At 63.4% G+C, this 21,031-nt stretch carries 23 protein-coding genes; 6 read left to right on the top strand and 17 right to left on the bottom strand.

Translation table 11 applies throughout. From position 1 onward, the window contains the following. Nucleotides 1-62: 62 nt before the first annotated feature. The 10 genes from GEV02_RS27200 to GEV02_RS27245 form a co-directional block, all read right to left on the bottom strand. Entirely contained in the window at nucleotides 63-1,604 is a 1,542-nt protein-coding gene (locus tag GEV02_RS27200; RefSeq protein ID WP_152841030.1) for an alpha/beta hydrolase family protein, read from the bottom strand. Nucleotides 1,605-1,745: 141 nt separating this feature from the next. After that, a complete protein-coding gene (locus GEV02_RS27205) occupies nucleotides 1,746-2,816 on the bottom strand; it encodes an L-threonylcarbamoyladenylate synthase (protein ID WP_328595932.1) in 1,071 nt (356 codons plus the stop codon). Next, entirely contained in the window at nucleotides 2,813-4,006 is a 1,194-nt protein-coding gene (locus GEV02_RS27210; protein ID WP_152841031.1) for a 5-(carboxyamino)imidazole ribonucleotide synthase, read from the bottom strand. The genes GEV02_RS27205 and GEV02_RS27210 overlap by 4 nt, the downstream gene beginning before the upstream one ends. Next, complete coding sequence (gene purE / locus GEV02_RS27215; protein ID WP_152841032.1) at nucleotides 4,007-4,507, bottom strand: 5-(carboxyamino)imidazole ribonucleotide mutase; 501 nt, start codon at nucleotides 4,505-4,507, stop codon at nucleotides 4,007-4,009. It lies immediately after the preceding gene. A gap of 1 nt (nucleotide 4,508) precedes the next feature. Beyond that, on the bottom strand, nucleotides 4,509-5,402 hold the full coding sequence (locus GEV02_RS27220; protein ID WP_152841033.1) for a phosphoribosylaminoimidazolesuccinocarboxamide synthase: 894 nt from the start codon (nucleotides 5,400-5,402) through the stop codon (nucleotides 4,509-4,511). A 121-nt stretch (nucleotides 5,403-5,523) separates the two neighbouring features. Beyond that, the gene (gene fba / locus GEV02_RS27225) at nucleotides 5,524-6,588 is read right to left on the bottom strand and encodes a class II fructose-bisphosphate aldolase (protein WP_152808802.1); all 1,065 of its coding nucleotides are present in this window, start codon (nucleotides 6,586-6,588) and stop codon (nucleotides 5,524-5,526) included. 80 nt (nucleotides 6,589-6,668) lie between these two features. Then, nucleotides 6,669-8,120, bottom strand: coding sequence for a pyruvate kinase (gene pyk, locus GEV02_RS27230; protein WP_008452504.1), 1,452 nt, complete (start codon nucleotides 8,118-8,120; stop codon nucleotides 6,669-6,671). Between the two features lie 191 nt (nucleotides 8,121-8,311). Continuing rightward, a complete protein-coding gene (locus GEV02_RS27235; RefSeq protein WP_152841034.1) occupies nucleotides 8,312-9,529 on the bottom strand; it encodes a phosphoglycerate kinase in 1,218 nt (405 codons plus the stop codon). 68 nt (nucleotides 9,530-9,597) lie between these two features. Then, complete coding sequence (locus GEV02_RS27240; RefSeq protein WP_152841035.1) at nucleotides 9,598-9,927, bottom strand: AzlD domain-containing protein; 330 nt, start codon at nucleotides 9,925-9,927, stop codon at nucleotides 9,598-9,600. Beyond that, complete coding sequence (locus GEV02_RS27245; RefSeq protein ID WP_152841036.1) at nucleotides 9,920-10,666, bottom strand: AzlC family ABC transporter permease; 747 nt, start codon at nucleotides 10,664-10,666, stop codon at nucleotides 9,920-9,922. Before GEV02_RS27245 ends, GEV02_RS27240 begins: the two co-directional genes overlap by 8 nt. Nucleotides 10,667-10,803: 137 nt before the next feature. Between GEV02_RS27245 and GEV02_RS27250 the strand changes: the two genes are divergently transcribed. The 4 genes from GEV02_RS27250 to GEV02_RS27265 are packed head-to-tail and all read left to right on the top strand — an operon-like array spanning nucleotide 10,804 to nucleotide 13,041. After that, nucleotides 10,804-11,010, top strand: a complete 207-nt coding sequence (locus GEV02_RS27250; RefSeq protein ID WP_152841037.1) for a zinc-finger domain-containing protein — start codon at nucleotides 10,804-10,806, stop codon at nucleotides 11,008-11,010. A gap of 31 nt (nucleotides 11,011-11,041) precedes the next feature. Next, on the top strand, nucleotides 11,042-11,467 hold the full coding sequence (locus tag GEV02_RS27255) for a YybH family protein (RefSeq protein WP_152841038.1): 426 nt from the start codon (nucleotides 11,042-11,044) through the stop codon (nucleotides 11,465-11,467). A 22-nt stretch (nucleotides 11,468-11,489) separates the two neighbouring features. After that, the gene (locus tag GEV02_RS27260) at nucleotides 11,490-12,464 is read left to right on the top strand and encodes a YheT family hydrolase (RefSeq protein ID WP_328595933.1); all 975 of its coding nucleotides are present in this window, start codon (nucleotides 11,490-11,492) and stop codon (nucleotides 12,462-12,464) included. Beyond that, nucleotides 12,457-13,041 carry a DUF2946 family protein gene (locus GEV02_RS27265; RefSeq protein WP_152841039.1) on the top strand — a complete coding sequence of 195 codons (585 nt, stop codon included), beginning with the start codon at nucleotides 12,457-12,459 and terminating at the stop codon, nucleotides 13,039-13,041. Before GEV02_RS27260 ends, GEV02_RS27265 begins: the two co-directional genes overlap by 8 nt. Here GEV02_RS27265 and GEV02_RS27270 read toward each other — a convergent pair. Next, nucleotides 13,016-14,656: a M48 family metallopeptidase gene (locus tag GEV02_RS27270; RefSeq protein WP_235922980.1), complete on the bottom strand. Its 1,641-nt coding sequence runs from the start codon at nucleotides 14,654-14,656 to the stop codon at nucleotides 13,016-13,018. The genes GEV02_RS27265 and GEV02_RS27270 overlap by 26 nt on opposite strands. 145 nt (nucleotides 14,657-14,801) lie before the next feature. Between GEV02_RS27270 and moaC the strand changes: the two genes are divergently transcribed. Both moaC and GEV02_RS27280 read left to right on the top strand, forming a co-directional pair. Continuing rightward, entirely contained in the window at nucleotides 14,802-15,305 is a 504-nt protein-coding gene (moaC, locus tag GEV02_RS27275) for a cyclic pyranopterin monophosphate synthase MoaC (RefSeq protein ID WP_152841040.1), read from the top strand. A 216-nt stretch (nucleotides 15,306-15,521) separates the two neighbouring features. Continuing rightward, complete coding sequence (locus GEV02_RS27280; RefSeq protein WP_152841041.1) at nucleotides 15,522-16,235, top strand: flagellar brake protein; 714 nt, start codon at nucleotides 15,522-15,524, stop codon at nucleotides 16,233-16,235. A 48-nt stretch (nucleotides 16,236-16,283) separates the two neighbouring features. On the opposite strand, the gene GEV02_RS27285 is transcribed toward GEV02_RS27280, so the two are convergent. The 6 genes from GEV02_RS27285 to recX all read right to left on the bottom strand — a co-directional run bounded on the left by GEV02_RS27285 (nucleotide 16,284) and on the right by recX (nucleotide 21,025). After that, nucleotides 16,284-16,751 carry a pilin gene (locus tag GEV02_RS27285; RefSeq protein WP_328595934.1) on the bottom strand — a complete coding sequence of 156 codons (468 nt, stop codon included), beginning with the start codon at nucleotides 16,749-16,751 and terminating at the stop codon, nucleotides 16,284-16,286. Nucleotides 16,752-16,949: 198 nt separating this feature from the next. Continuing rightward, entirely contained in the window at nucleotides 16,950-17,525 is a 576-nt protein-coding gene (locus tag GEV02_RS27290; protein WP_070358233.1) for an FHA domain-containing protein, read from the bottom strand. 66 nt (nucleotides 17,526-17,591) lie between these two features. After that, a complete protein-coding gene (sucD, locus tag GEV02_RS27295) occupies nucleotides 17,592-18,473 on the bottom strand; it encodes a succinate--CoA ligase subunit alpha (RefSeq protein ID WP_008452531.1) in 882 nt (293 codons plus the stop codon). 13 nt (nucleotides 18,474-18,486) lie between these two features. Further along, complete coding sequence (gene sucC / locus GEV02_RS27300) at nucleotides 18,487-19,656, bottom strand: ADP-forming succinate--CoA ligase subunit beta (RefSeq protein ID WP_070271007.1); 1,170 nt, start codon at nucleotides 19,654-19,656, stop codon at nucleotides 18,487-18,489. Between the two features lie 77 nt (nucleotides 19,657-19,733). After that, the gene (locus GEV02_RS27305; RefSeq protein WP_152841042.1) at nucleotides 19,734-20,318 is read right to left on the bottom strand and encodes a DUF2889 domain-containing protein; all 585 of its coding nucleotides are present in this window, start codon (nucleotides 20,316-20,318) and stop codon (nucleotides 19,734-19,736) included. Nucleotides 20,319-20,572: 254 nt separating this feature from the next. Beyond that, nucleotides 20,573-21,025 carry a recombination regulator RecX gene (recX, locus tag GEV02_RS27310; RefSeq protein WP_152808781.1) on the bottom strand — a complete coding sequence of 151 codons (453 nt, stop codon included), beginning with the start codon at nucleotides 21,023-21,025 and terminating at the stop codon, nucleotides 20,573-20,575. Nucleotides 21,026-21,031 lie beyond the last annotated feature (6 nt).

The following is a 21,031-nucleotide window of genomic DNA, read 5'->3' on the forward strand; positions in this document are numbered from 1 at the left end:
TGGCTAAAAAGAACGCTTGCTCGGATGTATTTTCAAAGAGGCAACATATTCACCCATCGATTTTAGCGTGCAGAGGCAGAATCGAAGAAGTTTCTTACCTCACGCATACAGAATGGGGCGACCAGACCGGCATGATAAGCGTCGCTGACCGCCTTGTTGGCGGCCGCCGCCGAGCCCGTGCTGGTCATCGTGGACAAACGCAGCACCTGCTTGGCGGCGGCGAATTCGGCGCGCGTGGTGCGGTACGGGCCCAGCAGTGCCGAGTCGTCCACGTCCAGCACCGTCAGCAGGCCGGAAGCCACGCCGTGGGCGCGGAAGTAATCGTTGACGGAGTCGGTATTGGCGAACGGCACCACCGGATCCTCGTTGCCGCCGCACAGCAGCAGCGGCACGGTCGGCGTGTAGGTGCGCAGGTCGTTCCTCAGCAGCCACTTGCGCAGCGGCTGGGCCGGCGCGCAGCTCAGCGGCGAGACGCTGTTGGCGTTGCAGGGGTTGGCCTTGAGGTCGGCCAGGTAACCGTTGCGGTAGCTGGTCTTCATCAGGTGGTCGAAACCGAAGTAGCTCGCGTAGCCCGACGCCTGCGGCAGGGAATCCTGCGCGAACAGCACGTCGTTCGGCAGCTTGCCGGCCGCCACCAGGTCACCCAGGCCCTGCGTGCCCGGCAGCAGCGTATCGATGCCGGGGGCGTACTTGGCTTCGTAGATGTCGTCCAGGCTGGCGTAGATGCCGGCGCCGGCGCGCTGGCCGGCATTGATCAGCATCGGCAGGAAGCCGCTGGAACCCACCGTCGGCGCACCGCCGTAGATGGCGTCGCCGAATTGCAGCAGCGCATACGGGCCGGACATCGGCGCCGCCGCCGCCACCGAGAATTCGCTGGCGTACTTGGTCTGCATCGCGCGCTGGGTGGCCAGCGCCACGAAGCCGCCTTGCGAGTAACCACTCACTACCAGCTTGCTGGAGGCGCTGGCGCTGATGCTGCCGAACACGCTGCGGGCGGCGCGCAAGGCGTCGATCATGTCGTTCGATTGCTGGTCGGCGTCCAGGTAGGGATGGTAGGCCAGCGACGAGCCGGCATAACCGGCGTAGTTCGGCGCCACCACGATGTAGCCCTGGGCCGCGAACATCGCCGCCACCAGCCGCACCTCGGTGGCGGACAGGTTGGACATGTCGGTGCTCTTGCGCGGCGAAGTGCCGTGCGCGTACAGCATCACCGGGCGGCTGCCCTGGCAGGCCGCGTCCGTGCCGGACGGCACGAGGATGGCGGTGCTGGCGTCGGTGTCGGCCGCGACCGAGTCGACGGTGTGATACCTGAGGGTGTAGGCGGTCACGGCGCAGGTCGGCGTGCCGGTCATATTGCTTCCCATCGGGATGGTGCCATCCATCAGCTTTTTCATGACGGCCGGCTCGACGGTGTTGGCCATGGCGCCGTTGCCGATGGAAGCCGGCACCAGCGTGGCGCCACCGATGGGCACGCCGCGCAGCTGAAGCGGCGGCTGCGTCACCACGGTGCCGCCGGTCTGGTTGCCGGCGGACCCACCGCCGCCCCCACAACAGGCCAGCAAGACGGCAAGGGAAATCACGGAAAAGCGCGCGGGGTTGATCATGATGCGTCCTCGAATAGGTACAGGGCCCTATGAGGCGGCCCCTGCTGGTAGGTCAAGGTTGCCGGATTTTTTTTTGTCGAGCAACGCTTTAGCTTAGCAGAAAAGCAAGCCAATTGCATGTCCTATCGCAACACTTACATTTCAGTTTTTCAGCAGGGATGCGATCACGCCGGCCGAGCCGAACACCGAACGGCGCAGGCGGTCGTTGACGCCCAGCCATGCCGCATCCTGCGGCGGGGTCTCGACCAGGATCAGGTCGGAGCCGGTCTGGTCCATGTCGCGCAGCGCGGCGTAGAGGCCGTAGGCGTAGCCGGCCGGGTCGGCCGGCAGCTGGCGTTGCGACGGCGACTGCAGCGGCAGCGCATGGCCGATCAGCGCCACCTTGACGCCGCGCGCCTGCAACTGCGCCAGCGCGGCCGTCAGTTCGGCCTGCGGCAACATCGTCACCGGCGTGCGTGGCGCGTAGTGCGATTCCAGCGTGCCGGAAGCGCGCGGCGCGGCCTGGTCCGGCGCGGCCGGCATGGCGCCGATCACGTCGGCGATCTGCTGCGCGCTGATGTGGCCGGGACGCAGCAGCACCGGGCCGTGCGTGGCCAGACGCGACAGGTCGACGATGGTCGATTCGATGCCAACCTGGCTGGGGCCGCCTTCGAGCACGGTGCTCAGCAAGGCGCCGCTGCAGGCTTCGCCGTCGGTGGCGCCGTCGTCGTGCTCGTCCAGGCCGAACTCGTCGCGCACATGCTGCGCCGTGGTCGGGCTGACGTTGCCGAACTTGTTGGCCGACGGCGCGGCCACGCCGCCCTTGCCGCCCTTGAAGGCGCTCAGCAAGGCGATCGCGACCGGGTGCGAGGGACAGCGGATGCCGACCGTATCCTGGCCGCCGGAGACGGCGTCGGGAATGTGGCTGGCGCGTTTCAGGATCAGCGTCAGCGGGCCGGGCCAGAAGGCCGCGACCAGTTGGCGGGCTTCGTCCGGAATGTCGGCGACCCAGTAGTCGAGCGCGGCGCCCGGGGCGACGTGGACGATCACCGGGTGGTCGTTCGGCCGGCCCTTGGCCTGGTAGATGCGGGCCACGGCCGCCGGGTTTTCGGCGTCGGCGCCCAGGCCGTAGACGGTCTCGGTGGGGAAGGCGACCAGGCCGCCCTCCTCCAGGATCGTCGCCGCCGCCGCGATGGCGGTGTGATCGGCTACCGTTGCGGCCTGCTGCTTCACGGTGCGATGCCCAAAATCGCGCAGGCGGCGTCGAGCTGCTGCTGCGCTTGCGCCAGCGTCGGCGCGATGAAGGTCAGGTGGCCCATCTTGCGGGCGCGGCGCGGATCGTCCTTGCCGTACAGATGCAGGCAGGCGCCCGGCAGCGCCAGCACCTGGTCCCAGGCCGGTTCGCGCGTGGCGTCGCTGTCGTCGGTGAACCAGACGTCGCCGAGGATGTTGAGCATCACGGCCGGCGAATGCTGGCGCACATCGCCCAGCGGCAGGCGGGCCATGGCGCGCACCTGCTGCGCGAACTGGCTGGTGACGCAGGCATCCATCGTGTAGTGGCCGCTGTTGTGCGGACGCGGCGCCATCTCGTTGACCACCAGGCTGCCGTCGGTAAGCACGAAGAACTCGATGCACAGCACGCCGACATAACCAAGCTCGGCAACGATGGCTTGCGCCGCCTGCTGCGCGATCCTGGCGCTGGCGTCGCACACGTTCGGGCCGGGCACGGTGGTGGTGAACAGGATGCCGTCGCGGTGGACGTTCTCGGCGATCGGGTAGACCACCGATTCGCCGTCGGCGCCACGGGCGGTCAGCACCGACACTTCATAGGCCAGCGGCAGCATCTTCTCCAGCAGGCAGGTGACGCCGTCCATGCTGTCGAAGGCGGCGCGCACATCCTCGCGGCTGCGCACGCGGACCTGGCCCTTGCCGTCGTAACCCATGCGTACCGTCTTCAGGATGCCGGGCAGCAGGTCGTCGCCGATGGCGTCGATATCCGCATGCGTGGCGATCACCTTGTGCGGCGCCGGCATCACGCCCGACCTGGGCGCGCAATCAACGAAGAAGCGTTTCTCGGCGATGCGGTCCTGCGCCACCGACACGCCATGCGCGTTCGGTGCGACAAACACTTGCTGCGCCAGGCGCGACAGGCTGTCGGCCGGCACGTTCTCGAATTCGGTGGTGACGGCCAGGCATTGCGCGGCCAGCGCGTCGAGGCCGGCGACATCTTCATAGCCGGCTTCGACCAGGCGCTGCCCGACCTGCCCTGCCGGACAGTCGGCCGCAGGCTCCAGCACGGCCACTTGATAACCCATGCTTTGTGCGGCCTGGGCAAACATGCGGCCGAGCTGGCCACCGCCCATCACACCCAGCCAGGCTGGCGGATTGGCGGCTGGCAGAATTGGTGAAAACTGTTTACTCATTTATTCCAGCGGTAAAGTCATGGCCTTGGCGGCTTCGGTTTGCGTGACACGGAATGCTTCCAGCTTGTCTGCCAGCGCCTCGTCGTTGGCGGCGATCATGGCCACCGCCGTCAACGCGGCGTTGGCGGCGCCGGCTTCGCCGATGGCGAAGGTCGACACCGGCACGCCCTTGGGCATCTGCACGATGGACAGCAGCGAATCCTCGCCGCGCAGATACTTGGACGGCACCGGCACGCCCAGCACCGGCACGATGGTCATCGCGGCCACCATGCCAGGCAGGTGGGCCGCGCCGCCGGCGCCGGCGATGATGGCGCGCAGGCCGCGGGCGCGGGCGCTCTTGGCATAGGCGTACATCTCGTCCGGCATGCGGTGCGCGGAAATGACTTGCGCTTCAAACGGCACGCCGAATTGCTTGAGGATGGCGACCGCGTTCTGCATCACGTCCCAGTCTGACGACGAACCCATGATGACGCCGACCAATGGCTTGTTCTGATCTGCCATGTTATGCCTTCAGCTTCTGGCCGGTCAGGCGCTCGATGGCTTCGAAGTACTTGGCCTGGGTCTTGTCGATGACGTCGGCAGGCAGCGCCGGCGCTGGTGCGGTTTTGCCCCAGGTCAGGGTTTCCAGGTAGTCGCGCACGAACTGCTTGTCGAACGACGGCGGCGACATGCCTGGCTGGTACGAATCCGCAGGCCAGAAGCGCGACGAGTCGGCGGTCAGCACTTCGTCCATCAGGTGCATGACGCCGTTTTCGTCCAGGCCGAATTCGAACTTGGTGTCGGCGATGATGATGCCGCGCGTGGCGGCGTAGTCGGCGGCGGCCTTGTACAGGGCGATGCTGACGTCGCGCATCTTGGCGGCCAGTTCGGCGCCGATGCGGCTTTCCATGTCGGCGAAGCTGATGTTCTCGTCGTGCTCGCCCAGATCGGCCTTGGCGGCCGGGGTGAACAGCGGCTCAGGCAGCTTCTCAGCCTGTTGCAGGCCGGCCGGCAGCTTGATGCCGCAGATGCTGCCGGTGTCCTGGTAATCCTTCCAGCCCGAACCGATGATGTAACCGCGCACCACCGCCTCGACCATGATCGGCTTCAGACGCTTGGCGACCACGGCGCGGCCCTTGACCTGCTCCACTTCGTCGGCGGCGACCACGGATTCCGGCGCCACGCCGGTCAGGTGGTTAGGCACGATGTGGCCGAGTTTCTCGAACCAGAAATCGCTCATCTGGTTCAGGACCATGCCCTTGCCGGGGATAGGCTCGTTCATGACGACGTCGAAGGCCGACAGGCGGTCGGTGGTGACGATCAAAATCTTGTCGTCGCCGACAGCGTAGTTGTCGCGGACTTTGCCGTGGCCGAGGAGTGGCAGGGACTTGATGGAGGTCTGGTAAAGGCTGTTCATAGCGGGAGGTGGATAGACTAGCGGTATAGAAAAGCGAAAACCGGCGCAGGGAAAACCTTGCTAGCCGGTCAAGAGAGTTGGACCGATTCCCAAGAGAATCGATCCGTTCCAAAACAGAATTTTACTTCACAATCTGCGACAGCTCGCCGGCCTTGTAACGCTCGGCCATTTTTTCCAGCGGGATGACTTTGATTTTCGATGCCTGGCCTTCGCAGCCGAACGACTGGAAGCGTGCGCGCACGATCAGCTCGGCAGCGGCGCGGGCTGGCTTCAGGAAGTCGCGCGGGTCGAATTTCGACGGGTTCTCGAACAGGAACTTGCGGGTGGCCGCAGTCATCGCCAGACGGATGTCGGTGTCGATGTTGATCTTGCGAACGCCGTGACGGATGCCTTCCTGGATCTCTTCGACTGGCACGCCGTAGGTTTCCTTCATGTCGCCGCCGAATTCGCGGATGATGGCCAGCAGTTCCTGCGGCACCGACGACGAACCGTGCATCACCAGGTGGGTGTTAGGGATGCGGGCGTGGATTTCCTTGATGCGGTCGATGGCCAGGATGTCGCCGGTCGGCTTGCGGGTGAACTTGTAGGCGCCGTGCGAGGTGCCGATGGCGATCGCCAGCGCGTCGCACTGGGTGCGCTGCACGAAGTCGGCGGCCTGGGCCACGTCGGTCAGCAGCTGTTCGCGGGTCATGGTACCGTCGGCGCCGTGGCCGTCTTCCTTGTCGCCCTTCATGGTTTCCAGCGAACCGAGCACGCCCAGTTCGGCTTCCACCGTGACGCCGATGGCGTGCGAGAACTTGACCACTTCTTTCGATACTTCGACGTTGTACTCGTAGGAAGCGACCGACTTGCCGTCGGCTTCCAGCGAGCCGTCCATCATCACCGAGGTGAAGCCGGAGCGGATCGCGGCCTGGCACACGGCCGGCGACTGGCCGTGGTCCTGGTGCATGACGACCGGGATGTGCGGGTAGGCTTCGACGGCGGCGTCGATCAGGTGGCGCAGGAAGGCTTCGCCGGCATATTTGCGGGCGCCGGCCGAAGCTTGCATGATGACCGGGCTGTTCAGGGCGTCGGCAGCGGCCATGATGGCCTGCACCTGCTCCAGATTGTTGACGTTGAACGCAGGGATGCCATAGCCGTTTTCAGCGGCGTGGTCCAGCAATTGACGCATGGATACGAGGGACATGGTAATACTCCAAACAATAAAAAAACCTGGTTGCCGGAGCCACATGCCACCCTCGTTCCGCGAGGGCGGCGCTACCGGACTTACTTGGTAAATTCTCCAACCTTGACGATCTTCAGCGCATTGGTGCCGCCGACCTGGCCCATCGGCTCGCCCCAGGTGACGACGATCATGTCACCCTTCTTGACGATGCCGTACTCGACCAGCAAATCTTCCGCCTGCTTCAGCACTTCCGCGCTGCCGGCTTTTTGCAGCAGATTGTAGGCCTTCACGTTGCGGTACAGCGCCACCTTGCGCTGGGTCGTCACGCTGGGCGTCAGCGCGAAGATCGGCGTGTCGATGTTGTGACGGCTCATCCACAGCGCGGTCGAGCCGGACTCGGTCAGCGCCACGATCGCCTTCACCGCCAGATGGTGCGCGGTGAACAGCGCGCCGTAGGCGATCGACTGGTCGATCCGGGTGAAGGTCGCATTGAGGAAGTCGGCGTCGAGCTTGTTGTACTCGGACTGCTCGGCTTCCACGCAAATGGCGGCCATCATTTCTACCGTTTCAATCGGATAACGGCCCGACGCGGTTTCCGCCGAGGTCATCACCGCATCCGTGCCGTCCAGCACCGCGTTGGCCACGTCCGATACTTCGGCGCGGGTCGGCACGGCGTTGAAGATCATCGACTCCATCATCTGGGTCGCGGTGATCGCCAGCTTGTTCGACTCGCGCGCCATGCGGATCATGCGCTTCTGCAGCGCCGGCACCGCCGCGTTGCCCACTTCCACCGCCAGATCGCCACGCGCCACCATGATGCCGTCGGAAGCGTCGAGGATCTCCTGCAGCACAGGGATCGCTTCGGCGCGCTCGATCTTGGCGATCATCAGCGGCTTGTGGCCAAACGGCTCGCCGGCGATATTGGCCAGCTGGCGCGCCATTTCCATATCGGTCGCGCTTTTCGGGAACGAGATCGCCAGGTAATCGCACTGGAAACTCATTGCCGTCTTGATGTCTTCCATGTCCTTGGCGGTCAGCGCCGGCGCGGTCAAGCCGCCGCCCTGGCGATTGATGCCCTTGTTGTTGGACAGTTCGCCGCCGATTTTCACGGTGGTGTAAATCTCATGGCCGACGATCTTGTCGACCACCAGCACGATCAGGCCGTCGTTCAGCAGCAGCTTGTCGTCGGCGCGCAAATCCTGCGGCAGCGCCTTGTAGTCCAGGCCGACGCGTTCCTGGTTGCCCAGTTCGCCGTTTTCGCCCCATTTTGCGTCCAGGATGAATTTATCGCCGTTCGCAAGGTCAATCTTACCATTTTCAAACTTACCGACGCGGATTTTAGGACCCTGCATGTCGGCCATGATCGCCACTTCGCGGCCGCATTCGGCTGCCGCTTCGCGCACCAGGCGGGCGCGGTCGATGTGATCCTGCGCCTTGCCATGCGAGAAATTCAGGCGCACGACATCGACGCCCGCACGTATCATTTTGACCAGGACGTTGAAGTCAGTGGAGGCTGGGCCGATCGTTGCAACAATTTTGGTACCACGGGACATAGGATTCCTTGAGCGTTGGGTCATGCGAACAGTCCCCGCAAAGGCGGCGGGGACGCGGAAGAGCTGCGCTGTTTGTGGTGGCAAGGCCGGAATTTTGTAGCAAAGCTACAAAATTCTGACCATTCCCAGGCATTAACTTGATTTTACTGTTAATTTGCTACACCGCACGACCGTGCTTTTATACCTAGTATTTACTGCGCCGCAGCACGCTGCGTCAAAATCTCCACCGCAGGCAGGGTCTTACCTTCCAGGAACTCCAGGAAGGCGCCGCCGCCGGTCGAGATATAGCCGATCTGCTCGGTGATGTTGTACTTGGCGATGGCCGCCAGCGTGTCGCCGCCGCCGGCGATCGAGAACGCCTTGGAGCCGGCGATGGCCAGCGCCAGCGTCTTCGTGCCTTCGCCGAACTGGTCGAACTCGAACACGCCGACCGGGCCGTTCCAGACGATGGTGCCGGCGGCGCCGATCTGCGCGGCCAGGATGGCGGCGGTTTTCGGGCCGATGTCCAGGATCATGTCGTCGTCGGCCACGTCAGCCACATCCTTGATGGTGGCGGCGGCGGTCGGCGAGAATTCCTTGGCGCAGACGACGTCGACCGGGATAGGCACTTGCGCGCCGCGCTTGGCCATGATCTCGATGATGGCCTTGGCTTCTTCAACCAGTTCGTTTTCCACCAGCGACTTGCCGATGTTCAGGCCGACGGCCTTCATGAAGGTGTTGGCGATGCCGCCGCCGACGATCAGGTTGTCGACCTTGTCGGCCAGCGCCTTCAGGATGGACAGCTTGGACGATACCTTGGAACCGGCGACGATGGCCAGCAGCGGACGGGCCGGGGCGCCCAGCGCCTTGCCCAGCGCGTCCAGCTCGGCGGCCAGCAGCGGGCCGGCGCAGGCGATCGGCGCGAACTTGGCGATGCCGTGCGTCGAGGCTTCGGCGCGGTGCGCGGTGCCGAAAGCGTCGTTGACGTAGATGTCGCACAAAGCGGCCATTTTCTGCGCCAGTTCGTCGCTGTTCTTCTTCTCGCCCTTGTTGACGCGTACGTTTTCCAGCAATACCACTTGGCCGGCTTGCAGGTTTTCCAGGCCGGCGCCGTCGACCCAGTTCTGTTTCAGCTCGACCGGCTGGCCCAGCAGCTCGGCCAGGCGCGCGGCGACCGGCGCCAGGCTGTCTTCCGGCTTGAACTCGCCTTCGGTCGGACGGCCCAGGTGGGACGTGACCATGACCTTGGCGCCAGCGGCCGCAGCAGCCTTAATGGCTGGAACGGAAGCGCGGATGCGCGTATCTTCGGTGATATTGCCGCTATCATCCTGCGGCACGTTCAAGTCGGCGCGGATGAAAACGCGCTTGCCTTGCAGCGCATTCTGGGCGATGAGATCTTGCAGACGGATGAAGTTCAAAACAGCGGACATGGCTACCCAAAGGTCGAGTTGAGGAAAGAGCGCTATTTTACCGCAAGGACGGGGTGATTTATCTGTTATTAAAATACATGCATCAGTCGCAAAACCGTGTAAAAGCCCATGCCGAACACGATGGTCTGCAACATATTTCGGCGCAGCAAGTAAAAAATCGTGGCGACGATGCCTGATACCAGTTTGAGATTGCTCAAATCGAGCAGCGGGTGGCTGTCGACCAGCACCAGGTCCGGCGCGACGATGGCCGCCAGCGCGCAGGCCGGCGCGTAGCGCAGCATTTCCTGCACCCGCTTGGGGATGGTGATGTGCTGGCCGATCAGCCAGAACGAGCTGCGCGTGGCGGCGGTGGCCAGCGCCAGCACGCCGATCACGACCCAGATTTCCCAATCAGCCATGGTGTTTTCTCCATTTTTCGACGCCCTCTTCGACCGCCATCGAGGTCAGCATGCCGACCAGCACGGCCAGCAGCAGGCCCAGCTTGTAAGGCAGGCCGGCCGCCAGCACCGACACCACGCCGGCCACCAGCACGCCGCACAGCGCGGGACGGCCCACCATCAACGGGATCATCACGCAGATGATGGCCAGCGTGCCGGCAAAGCCCAGCCCCCATTCGGCGGGCACGGCGCTGCCGAGGAAGATGCCGGCGATCGAGCCGATCTGCCAGGCGGCCCAGTTCGGGTACAGCAAGCCCTTCAGATAAGACAGCTTGCCGACCTGCGGCGCCTCGCTCGGGTATTTTTGCAGGAACAGGGCGACCGTCATGTCGCCGGCCACGTAGCCGAGCACGAAGCGCTTGCGCCATGGCAGATGGGAGAAGTGCGGCGCCAGCAATGCCGAGAAGATAACAAAGCGCAGGTTGACCACGAAGGCGGTGGCGAAGATGACCCAGATCGGCGAATGCGAGGCGATCAGCGGCAGCGCGGCCAGCTGGGCCGAGCCGGCAAACACCAGCAAGGTCATGCCCAGCGCCTGCGGCACGGTCAGCCCGGTCTTGACCATGGCGATGCCCACCACCAGGCCCCAGGCGCCGATGCCGAACAGGGTGGGCGTGCCGGTCTTCAAGCCTTCGCGCCACGAGGGTTCGTGGTGCTCGGCGACGTAGGGCTGGGGAGGTGCGCTGCTTAAATCGGTCATGTGCGTAGTCGTGTGTCATTCCTGCCACATAGCAGGCCGCACCGGGGTTGTAGAGGCGCTATTTTACCGATGATTTTTGCTCAATGCGCGAATCCGTTAAAATCGTGGTTTTCCTCAGCCTTTCGGAGCACAAGAATATGACCAACGCCCACCCGTCCGCCGCCACCTACGCAGTCGAGCTCGAAGGCAAGGATCTGCCGGCCCACTGCCCTAACCCGGCCATGCCGCTGTGGTCGTCGCACCCGCGCGTGTTCCTGGAATTCAACCACGACGGCGTCGCCAAGTGCCCATACTGCGGCACCGCCTACCGCCTGAAGCCGGGCACCGTCGTCGGCCACCACTAATCCCCGCCAGCCAGCGCGTCCCGGAGCCAGCATGCCCACCAAGCGAGTCAAGCAGTTGAACGGCAGTGCCGCAGAAACCGAAGCGGCTTTTTACGACGCGCTCAACCGCGCCGACCTGGACACCCTGATGTCCCTGTGGGCCGATGACGACGAGATCGTCTGCGTGCATCCGGGCGGGCCGCGCCTGATCGGGCATGCGGCGATCCGCACTTCGTGGGCTGCTATCCTGGAACACGGTGGCCTGCACATCGTGCCGACGCAGTTGCATGAAACCCACAATCTGATGAGCTCGGTGCACACCGTGGTCGAAGGCACGACCGCCGGCGGCGAGGCCGCGCACCTGGTCGCCACCAACGTCTACGTCAAGACGCCGCGCGGCTGGCGCATCGTGCTGCACCATGCTTCGGTGGCGCCGGGAGCGGCGCCGTCGGACAGCCACAGCCAGATCCTGCACTGATCGCCACCGCATAATATCCGCCGTGAAGTACACCGCTCCCTTCTGGCTGCCCAGCGGCCATCTGCAAACCATCTACCCCGCCCTGTGCATCGCCAGGCCGGCGGTGCAGTTCCGGCGCGAGCGCTGGGAGGCGCCGGACGGCGATTTCGTCGATGTCGATTTCGTCGACGGCCAGCCCGGCCAACCTTTCGTGGTGCTGTTCCACGGCCTCGAAGGCTCGTCCGACAGCCACTACGCGCGGGCGCTGATGGCCGCCGTGGCGGCGCGCGGCTGGTCGGGCGCGGTGCCGCATTTCCGCGGCTGCTCCGGCGAGCCCAACCGCGCGCCGCGCTTCTACCATTCCGGCGACGCCGCCGAAATCGACTGGATCGTGCGCCGCCTGCATGCGCGTAGCAGCGGCAAGTTCTACGCCACCGGCGTCTCGCTGGGCGGCAACGCGCTGCTGCGCTGGCTGGGCGAATCGCAGCACCAGGCCGACTTCGTCGACGCCGCCTGCGCGGTATCGGCGCCGCTGGACCTGGCGCAGGGCGGCGTCTCGCTATCGAGCGGCTTCAACATGATTTACACGCGCATGTTCCTGCAAACGCTCAAGCCCAAGTGCGTGGCCAAGCTGCAGCAGTTCCCCGGCCTGTTCGACCTCGACGCGCTGCACGCCGCGCGCGACCTGTACGCCTTCGACAACGTGGTGACGGCGCCGCTGCACGGCTACCGCGACACCGACGATTACTGGGACCGCGCCAGCGCCAAGCATGTGCTGAACGACATCACCGTGCCGACGCTGGTGCTGAACGCGAAGAACGATCCCTTCCTGCCGGGCCGCCATCTGCCGCAGCGTGCGGCGGCCAACGTGGTATTGGACTATCCTGCCGAGGGCGGCCATGTGGGCTTTGCGGTCGGCGGCCTGCCGGGCAAGCTGCACTGGCTGCCGCAGCGCCTGCTCAACTTCATGACGGGCGCGACCGCCACCAACGACGCACTGGCCGAACAACATGGATGACATCGTCAAGCAAGCCCTGGCCAAATGGCCGAACGTGCCCTACTGCTACGGCTGGCTGGGTCTGGATGCGCGTGGCAACTGGCGCATGCGCGACGAACGCGCCCAGCACCTGAACCTGCCGGGCGACAAATTGCATCACGCGGCGCTGGTGGCCTTCATCGTCCGCAACTACGCGGCCGACGAGCGCGGCTGCTGGTATTTCCAGAACGGTCCGCAGCGCGTGTACGTACAGCTGGAGGCCACGCCCTACATCGTCCGCACCGATCCGGCGCAGGGTTGGCTGCTGCACACAGGCGCGGCGCTGGGGGCTATCGAGGAAGTGGTGCTGACAGAGACGGGCGCGCTGGTCTTGCGCAGCGGCGACACGGTGGCGCAGCTGGACGACCGCGATTTCGCGCAAGTGCTGCACAGGCTGCAGATGGACGGCGCCGCCGTGGGCGACGACGCCTTACTGGCGTGGATGGATGGCGCCGCCGCCGGCGCGCTGACGCTGGACGGCGTGGCCGTGCAGCGCGTGGCGGCCGCCGACCTGCCGGCGCGTTACGGCTACATCAGCGCACCGTCCGCCCCTGCGTAAAACTGTCGTTGTCCTGGCGCATGCGGTCGAAGCGGCTGCCTGGCGTCGTCGGTTCCGTATCGCGGCGCATCTCCGCCTTGAACGCCGGGCGCGATTCCGCTTCGCGTAAATCCTTCTTGCCCTTTTCGCCCAGCTCCTCGCGGCGGCGCGCCTGCAACTCGCGCTCGCGCGCATCGATCACGGCCTGGTCGTAGAACGAGGCGTCGGGCGCCTTGCGCGCATAGCTCAGCTGGTCCAGCGCCGACAGCACGCCACCCTGCAACACATACGATTCGGCCAGCGCGATATGCTGCAAGGCCAGCTTGCCCTGCTTGGAATAGGCTTGCGCCAGCAAGTCGTAGGCGTCCGGGTCTTCGCGGTACAGCTGCACTTGGTCGCGCAGATAGGTGGCGGCCTCCTCCAGCTTGCCGGCCGCGATCAGGGCCTCGCCATATTGATGGGCGATGCCGCGCGACAGCGGGAATTGCAGGTGCGCCGCTTCCGCCTCGGCCAGACCTTTCGCTATCATGGCCTTGTCGTCAGGCTGCGCCAGCTTGATCTCGATCGACGTGCTGACGAAGATCGAATCCGGCGCCGGCCGTGGGGCCGCGCTGAAGGTGCCGGCGGCGGGCGGCTTGTCGAAGGTCGCGCGCGCCTTGTCGAGCCAGGCCTGGGCGTTGGCGGTCTCGCCTTTTTTCAGCGACAGGAAAGCCATGCCGTACTGGCCCGCCGTGACTTGCTGGCGGTTCTCCTGCTTCATCTGGCCTTCAAAGAAAGTCTTGGCCTCGGCCAGGCCGTTGCTGCTGGAATCCTGCAGCACGCGGGCGCGCGAACGCACCAGGTAGAAATCCTGGCTGTCCTGGCGCTGCTTGTACGGCTGCTCGCGGATGCGCGCCTGGATGTCGGCGATGCGCTCGGTGGTCAGCGGGTGGCTCTGCAGATAGGCCGGCACCAGGTCGCTGTAGTTGCGGGTCGCCACCTGCATGCGCTGGAAGAAGGCCACCATGCCCGAGGTATCGTAGCCGGCCGCGCCCATGATCTGGAAGCCGATGCGGTCGGCTTCGCGCTCGGCGTCGCGGCCGAAGTTCAGTTGACGCTGGATCGCCAGGCCCTGCCCGGCCGAGAACACGCCGATGGCCGCGTCGCCGCCGGCCTTGGACGCCAGCGCCGCCAGGATCATCGCCGCCAGCGGGATCAGCGCGTCCTGCTTCTGCTGGCCGATGGAGCGGGCGATGTGGCGCTGCGCCACGTGGCCGATCTCGTGGCCCAGCACCGACGCCAGTTCCGATTCGGACTGGGCCGCCAGCAGCAGCGCCGAGTGCACGGCGATGAAGCCGCCGGGCAGCGCGAAGGCGTTCAGCTGCGGATCGCGCACGGCGAAGAAGTAGTAATCGAAGTTGGCCTCGCCACGCGCGCCGGGACGGGCCGCGACCAGCGAGTTGCCGAAGTTGTTCAGGTATTCGAGGATGGGGCCGTCGTCGAGGAAATCGTGGTCGCGGCGGATATCGCGCATGATTTCCTCGCCCAGCTTGCGCTCCATCAGCGGCGACAAGTCCTGGCGTTCGGTATCGCCGAGCGCGGGCAGGTTGGGGATTTTGGCGGGCGCCAGCACATCCTGGGCCATGGCCAGCGGCATGGCGACCAGCAGCGCCGCAGCGACTGCGCGCAGGCGCAGGGAGTGGGGGGAACGTTTTGTATTCACGATGATATGATACCCGCAACTTGGGCGCTTACGCACGGCGTCCGCCGACGAATTAATTTGTTACGTTTTTCAGCCTACCATGACCATCGAAAACCCCGCGCCCGCCGACCACCTGACCCACTTCGACAGCTCCGGCCAGGCGCATATGGTCGACGTCGGCGCCAAGACGGAGACGCACCGCATCGCGCTGGCCAGCGGCACCATCCGCATGAAGCCGGAGACGCTGGCCATCATCACCAGCGGCACGGCCAAGAAAGGCGACGTGCTGGGCATCGCCCGCATCGCCGCCATCATGGCGTCCAAGCGCACCAGCGACCTGGTGCCGCTGTGCCACCCGCTGGCCCTGACCCGCGTGACGGTGGATTTCGAGACCGATGTGGCTGCTTCAAGCGTGCACTGCAAGGCCCAGGTTGAGACCTACGGCAAGACCGGGGTGGAAATGGAGGCGCTGACGGCGGTGCAGGTCGGCCTGCTGACCGTGTACGACATGTGCAAGGCCGTGGACCGGGGCATGGTGATGACCGATATCCGCGTGATGGAGAAGCATGGCGGCAAGTCGGGCGACTGGAGCGTGACGAGCTAAACCGCCTTCCCCCGCCTCCACATCCGTGATGAGCGCCGAAATGCAACGGTTTTCGGCGTTGCGCCCCCTCTTGCCGGCTAGTCTGCGACCATTTGGCATCTCAACCTATTGTCTGATTGTTACCTTTGTTTAGCGCGTATATAATAAATGTTGCTGAAGTAATTTTTTGACGTAGGTCTCACCGTACCCGCCTCGCGCATACGAGAAAGAATTTGAATGAGCAGCAACCCTCCTCCACCGAGCGAAGCCAAGACTCAGGAATACGAATTCGAACAGATGAACCTGCAAGTGGGCGGCAGGATTCAGTTCATTACTCATCGCACCATCAAGCCTATCCAGCACTTCTCCACGCTGATCGGCTGGGTCAAGGACGAGTATATGATCGTCAAGGTTCCGTTCGAGAATGGCGCTCCGATCGCCCTCAATGACGGCGACAAGCTGACCATCCGCGTCTTCTCCGGCGTCAACGTGTGCTCATTCTCTTGCGTCGTGCAACGCGTGTTCCCGCGGCCGCTGTTCTATGTCCACCTGTCGTTCCCGGTGTCGATCCAGGGCACCAGCCTGCGCGCGGCGATGCGGGTCAAGGTCGATATCCCGGCCCAGGTGACGTCGCCGGCCGGCACCACTTCGGTGTTCCTGGTGAACCTGAGCGTGTCGGGCGCGCTGATCGAGTCGGCCAAGAAACTGTCCGAAGACGAGGCCGAGGTCGGCCTGTCCTTCTACCTGATCGCCCAGCCCGGCAACCGCCAGGTGCGCATCAATCCGAACGCCACCATCCGCAACATCAACGTGGTCAAGCCGGCCACCAGCGACAAGGCCGAGGTGTTCACCTACGGCGTGCAGTTCATCGACCTGGACCCGGTCCACTACACCATGCTGCAAAACCTGACCTACGAGGCGCTGATCGCCGATCGACAGAAGATCGTCTGAACGAAAAAAAACCGGCCGAAGCCGGTTTTTTTTCGTCCACAATCTGGATTATGGCAGTACGTTGTTTTTCGTCAGAGCCTGCGACGCTGCGGTGTTGGTGACGGTGGTGGTCACGTTCCAGGTCACGTTAGCTGCGCCGGCGGCGATGGTCGGGGTGAAGGTCGCGGTTTTGCCGTCGATGTCTTTGCCGACGCCGGTAGCGAAGGTTTCAACAATCACGCCGTCGGTAACGGTGGCGCCGGAAACTTCCTTGGTCGCGGTGAAGGTCGGTACACCTTTGGCGCCGGCGTTGCAACCGGTCAGATCCCCTCCACCTTCCTGGGCGCACAGTGCCACCGCAGTCTTGATCGAGTCGATCGCGCCCTGGGCATTCGCCATCTTGGCTTTGACCGTGTAATCGCTGTACGCCGGGATCGCCACGGCGGCCAGAATACCGATAATGGCAACCACGATCATCAGTTCGATCAGGGTGAAGCCGGCTTGTGCTTGTTTCTTCATCATTTTCATGGATTTCATTTTCGACTCCTGGGGGGTGTGTTGAACATCAAAATTTGGTAGGACACTTAGCTATGAGCAATTGGTGTGCCACCCCATTTTTCGGGTCCAAACCCGCCAAATCTGCCAAAAACTGTCGCTTTTCGCCGCCCGGACTGCCGTTTTTTGTCAGTCGCGGCGCCGCAGTTTGTCAGCCGGCCGGCGCGCTGACAAATATTGTCAGGCGATGCGGAAGGCCATGTGGGTGCCGCCCAGGTCGATCACGTCGCCATGGTTCAAGCGCTGCGGCTGCTTGCCGAGGGGGATGTCGTTGACCAGCGGCGCCTGCGCGCCTTCCTGGTGGGTGATGGTGTAGGCGTCCGGATGGCGATGGATAACCACCACCTGCACGCCGGCGCGGCCGAGCGTGGTCTGCGGCTTGGTCAGCGCCATTTGTTTGCCGGCATTATTGCCATTTAAGACTTCGATCTGCGCCAGCACGGGCGCCGCCGCCATCATCGGCCGCACGCCGTCGGCGACAAACTCTACCTGGAACTTGGCCATTTTGATCACATCCTGATGCTGCAGGAAGTGCTTGCCGATGCGGTGGCCGTTGACGAAGGTGCCGTTGGTGCTGTGCAGGTCTTCCAGAAAAGAATCGTCGAGGATGGTGACGATGACCGCGTGGTCGCCGCTGACGGCCGGATGCGTCAGCACGATGTCGTTGCGCGGGTGACGGCCGATGGTCATCCGCTCCTTGCTCAGTTGTATTTGCTGTTCCAGCTGTCCGTCACGCGAGATGAGGATCTTCGCCAATCTGTTCTCCAAATAAAAAAGGGGAGCCGAAGCTCCCCCATTATTCCACATTCAAGCAAGCTGTTATTACAGCATGGCTTTCAGCAGACGCGCCATTTCGGACGGGTTTTTGGTGACGGTGATGCCGCAAGCTTCCATGATTTCCAGTTTGGCTTGTGCGGTGTCAGCGCCGCCGGAGATCAGCGCGCCGGCGTGGCCCATGCGCTTGCCCGGAGGAGCGGTAACACCGGCGATGAAGCCGACGACCGGTTTTTTCATGTTGTCTTTGATCCAGTAAGCCGCGTTGGCTTCGTCTGGACCACCGATTTCGCCGATCATGATGACCGCGTCGGTATCAGGATCGTCGTTGAACATCTTCATGACGTCGATGTGCTTCAGACCGTTGATCGGGTCGCCGCCGATGCCGACTGCCGACGATTGGCCCAGGCCCAGTGCGGTCAGCTGACCGACTGCTTCATAGGTCAGGGTGCCCGAACGCGAAACCACGCCGATACGGCCCTTCTTGTGGATGTGGCCTGGCATGATGCCGATCTTGATTTCGTCAGGGGTGATCAGGCCTGGGCAGTTAGGGCCCAGCAACAGGGTTTTCGAACCCGCTTTAGCCATGCGATCTTTCAAAGCCATCATGTCGCGGACAGGGATGCCTTCGGTGATGCAAATGGCCAGATCCATTTCAGCTTCGACAGCTTCCCAGATCGCGGCGGCCGCGCCTGCTGGCGGTACGTAGATGACCGACACGTTGGCGCCGGTTTCTTTTTTCGCTTCGGTAACGTTAGCGAAAATAGGAATGCCTTCGAAATCTTCGCCGGCTTTCTTCGGGTTCACGCCTGCAACGAAAGCAGCTTTGCCGTTCGCGTAGTCGCGGCAACCGCGGGTGTGGAATTGACCGGTTTTGCCGGTAATACCTTGGGTAACGACTTTGGTATCTTTATTGATCAGAATGGACATGTTGATTCCTTAATTAAGCTTGACCGGCAGCGGCGGCGACTACGCTCTTCGCTGCATCTTCCATGGTGTCGGCTGCGATGATAGGCAGACCGGAATCGGCCAGCATCTTCTTGCCCAGGTCTTCGTTGGTGCCCTTCATGCGGACGACCAGCGGCACGTTCAGCGACACGGCTTTCACTGCGGTGATCACGCCTTCGGCGATCACGTCGCAACGCATGATGCCGCCGAAGATGTTGACCAGGATGGCTTTCAGGCCTGGGTTTTTCAGCATGATCTTGAACGCTTCGGTTACTTTCTCAGCCGTGGCGCCGCCGCCTACGTCCAGGAAGTTGGCTGGCTCGCCGCCGAACAGCTTGATGGTGTCCATGGTAGCCATGGCCAGGCCGGCGCCGTTCACCAGGCAGCCGATGTTGCCGTCCAGGGAGATGTAGGCCAGGTCGAATTTCGATGCTTCGACTTCAGCTGGATCTTCTTCGTCCAGATCGCGGTAAGCGACGATTTCCGGTTGACGGAACAGCGAGTTGGCGTCGAAGTTGAACTTGGCGTCCAGAGCGATGACCTTGCCCGAACCGGTCAGGATCAGCGGGTTGATTTCGGCCAGCGACGAGTCGGTTTCCCAGTAGGCTTTGTACAGGCCTTGCAGGTTGGCGACGGCGTCGGCGATCGAAGCTTCCGGCACGCCGATCTTGGCGGCGATGCCAGCGGCTTCAGCGTCGGTCAGGCCGATCGATGGATCGATGGCGATCGAGTGCAGCAGTTCTGGGTGGGACTCGGCAACTTCTTCGATGTCCATGCCGCCTTCGGAGGAAGCCATCAGCACAACGCGCTGCGAGACGCGGTCGGTGACCAGCGAAACGTACAGTTCTTTCTTGATGTCCGCGCCTTCTTCGATCAGCAGGCGGCGTACTTTCTGGCCTTCAGGGCCGGTCTGGTGCGTGACCAGCTGCATGCCCAGGATCTGCTCGGAGAATTCTTTAACTTGTTCCAGCGATTTGGCGACTTTCACGCCGCCGCCTTTACCACGGCCACCGGCGTGGATTTGTGCTTTCACAACCCAGACCGGACCGCCCAAGGTTTCAGCAGCTTTGACTGCTTCTTCAACGGACATGCACGGAATACCGCGCGGAACCGTCACTCCGAATTTTCGGAGGATTTCTTTGCCTTGATACTCATGGATTTTCATGCTGGCTTCCCTTCTGATGCTGATGTGTAAAAATCGGTTGATACTGCGAAATGTGTGAATCTAGTAAGCAGAGATTGCTACGCGCCACCTGGTGCTGCTTTGGCCACCCAGCGCGGGTAAAACTGCGCCACTGCTGCGCCGTCGGTGCGCAGGGCATGGCATTTGTCGAGTTGAAACGGCTTGTGGCGCGGCACGCCTTGGTCCTCGGTAGCCGCGTCGTTGGTCGACCAGACATCGTTGGCGAACGCCTGCACCGCGGCCGTGGGCAGGATCTGCGCCAGTTCGGTCAAATGGGTGCAGCCGGAAATACCGGCCAGGCGTTGCTTGAGCTCGTGGCGGAAACCCTTCATCAGGTTCAGGCCTACCAGCTGTTTTTTGTAATCGGGGGCAATGGTGTCGCAGTGGCCGGGATATGGAACGGCATCGGATGCGGCTTCGGCATCGACGATGGTCAGTTGCAGATCGACGGTCAAACGCAGGTGCAGGTCATGCAGCGGGGTGCCGGCAGCGCGCGGGCCGGAGGCCAGCATGGTGTCGATGACTTTGATATCGGTGATATGGGCGTCAAGATCCCACAGCCCGTCATCGCGTGCGTACGCTTGGACGGCAATTGCGCGCGTGTGCCGGAGCGCACGTCGGGTAACTGGAGTTGACAGGGACATAAGACCGATGCCGCTCTCGCGGCAGAAATTTAGTAAGCAGCCATGTGCTGATCGCACGTGTCCGCAGCTTCTACGGACAACTACCGCACCTGCGGCGCTGCAAAAACCCCAAAAGTGTAGCACATCGGTGCCTCAAGTTGCGTCAGAACATAACTTTGAGCATTGAAAATGGCGGTTTTGAGAGCGTTTTGGCAAGAAATTCACCAGTCTTATTTCAGTCATGGAAACATTGCATGGTGCGGCGCGGCAATGTTCTAGTCGTCTTCCGGGGCGCCCTTGAGCGCGGTTTGCACGGCGCGCTGGGAAAATCCACGTTGCAGCAGGAAGCGCATCTGCTTGTTGCGTTCCTGTGGATCGGCGGCCACGGTGCCGAACTTGCGGTTCCAGACTTCGACGCAGCGCTCGGTCTCGCCTTCGGCCAGGCCGGCCTTCAATTCCTGCAATTCCTCGCCCTTGATGCCGTGGCTTTGCAGCTCGGCCACGATGCGGCTGTTGCCGAAGCGGGCCGAACGGCGGTGGATCAGCGCTTCCGAGAAACGCTCCTGCGACAGCCAGTTGTTCTTTTCCAGCAGGTCGAGCAGGGCTTCGACGTCGTCGCCCTCTTCCGCGTAGCGCGCCAGCTTGCGGGCCAGCTCCATGCGGCTGTGCTCGCGCATCGACAGGTAGCGCAGGGCGCGGCCCTTCAGGCTAAGTTGCGGTGCTGCCATAAAACC

The organism is Rugamonas aquatica, assembly GCF_009380215.1.
GTDB lineage: Bacteria > Pseudomonadota > Gammaproteobacteria > Burkholderiales > Burkholderiaceae_D > Rugamonas > Rugamonas aquatica_B.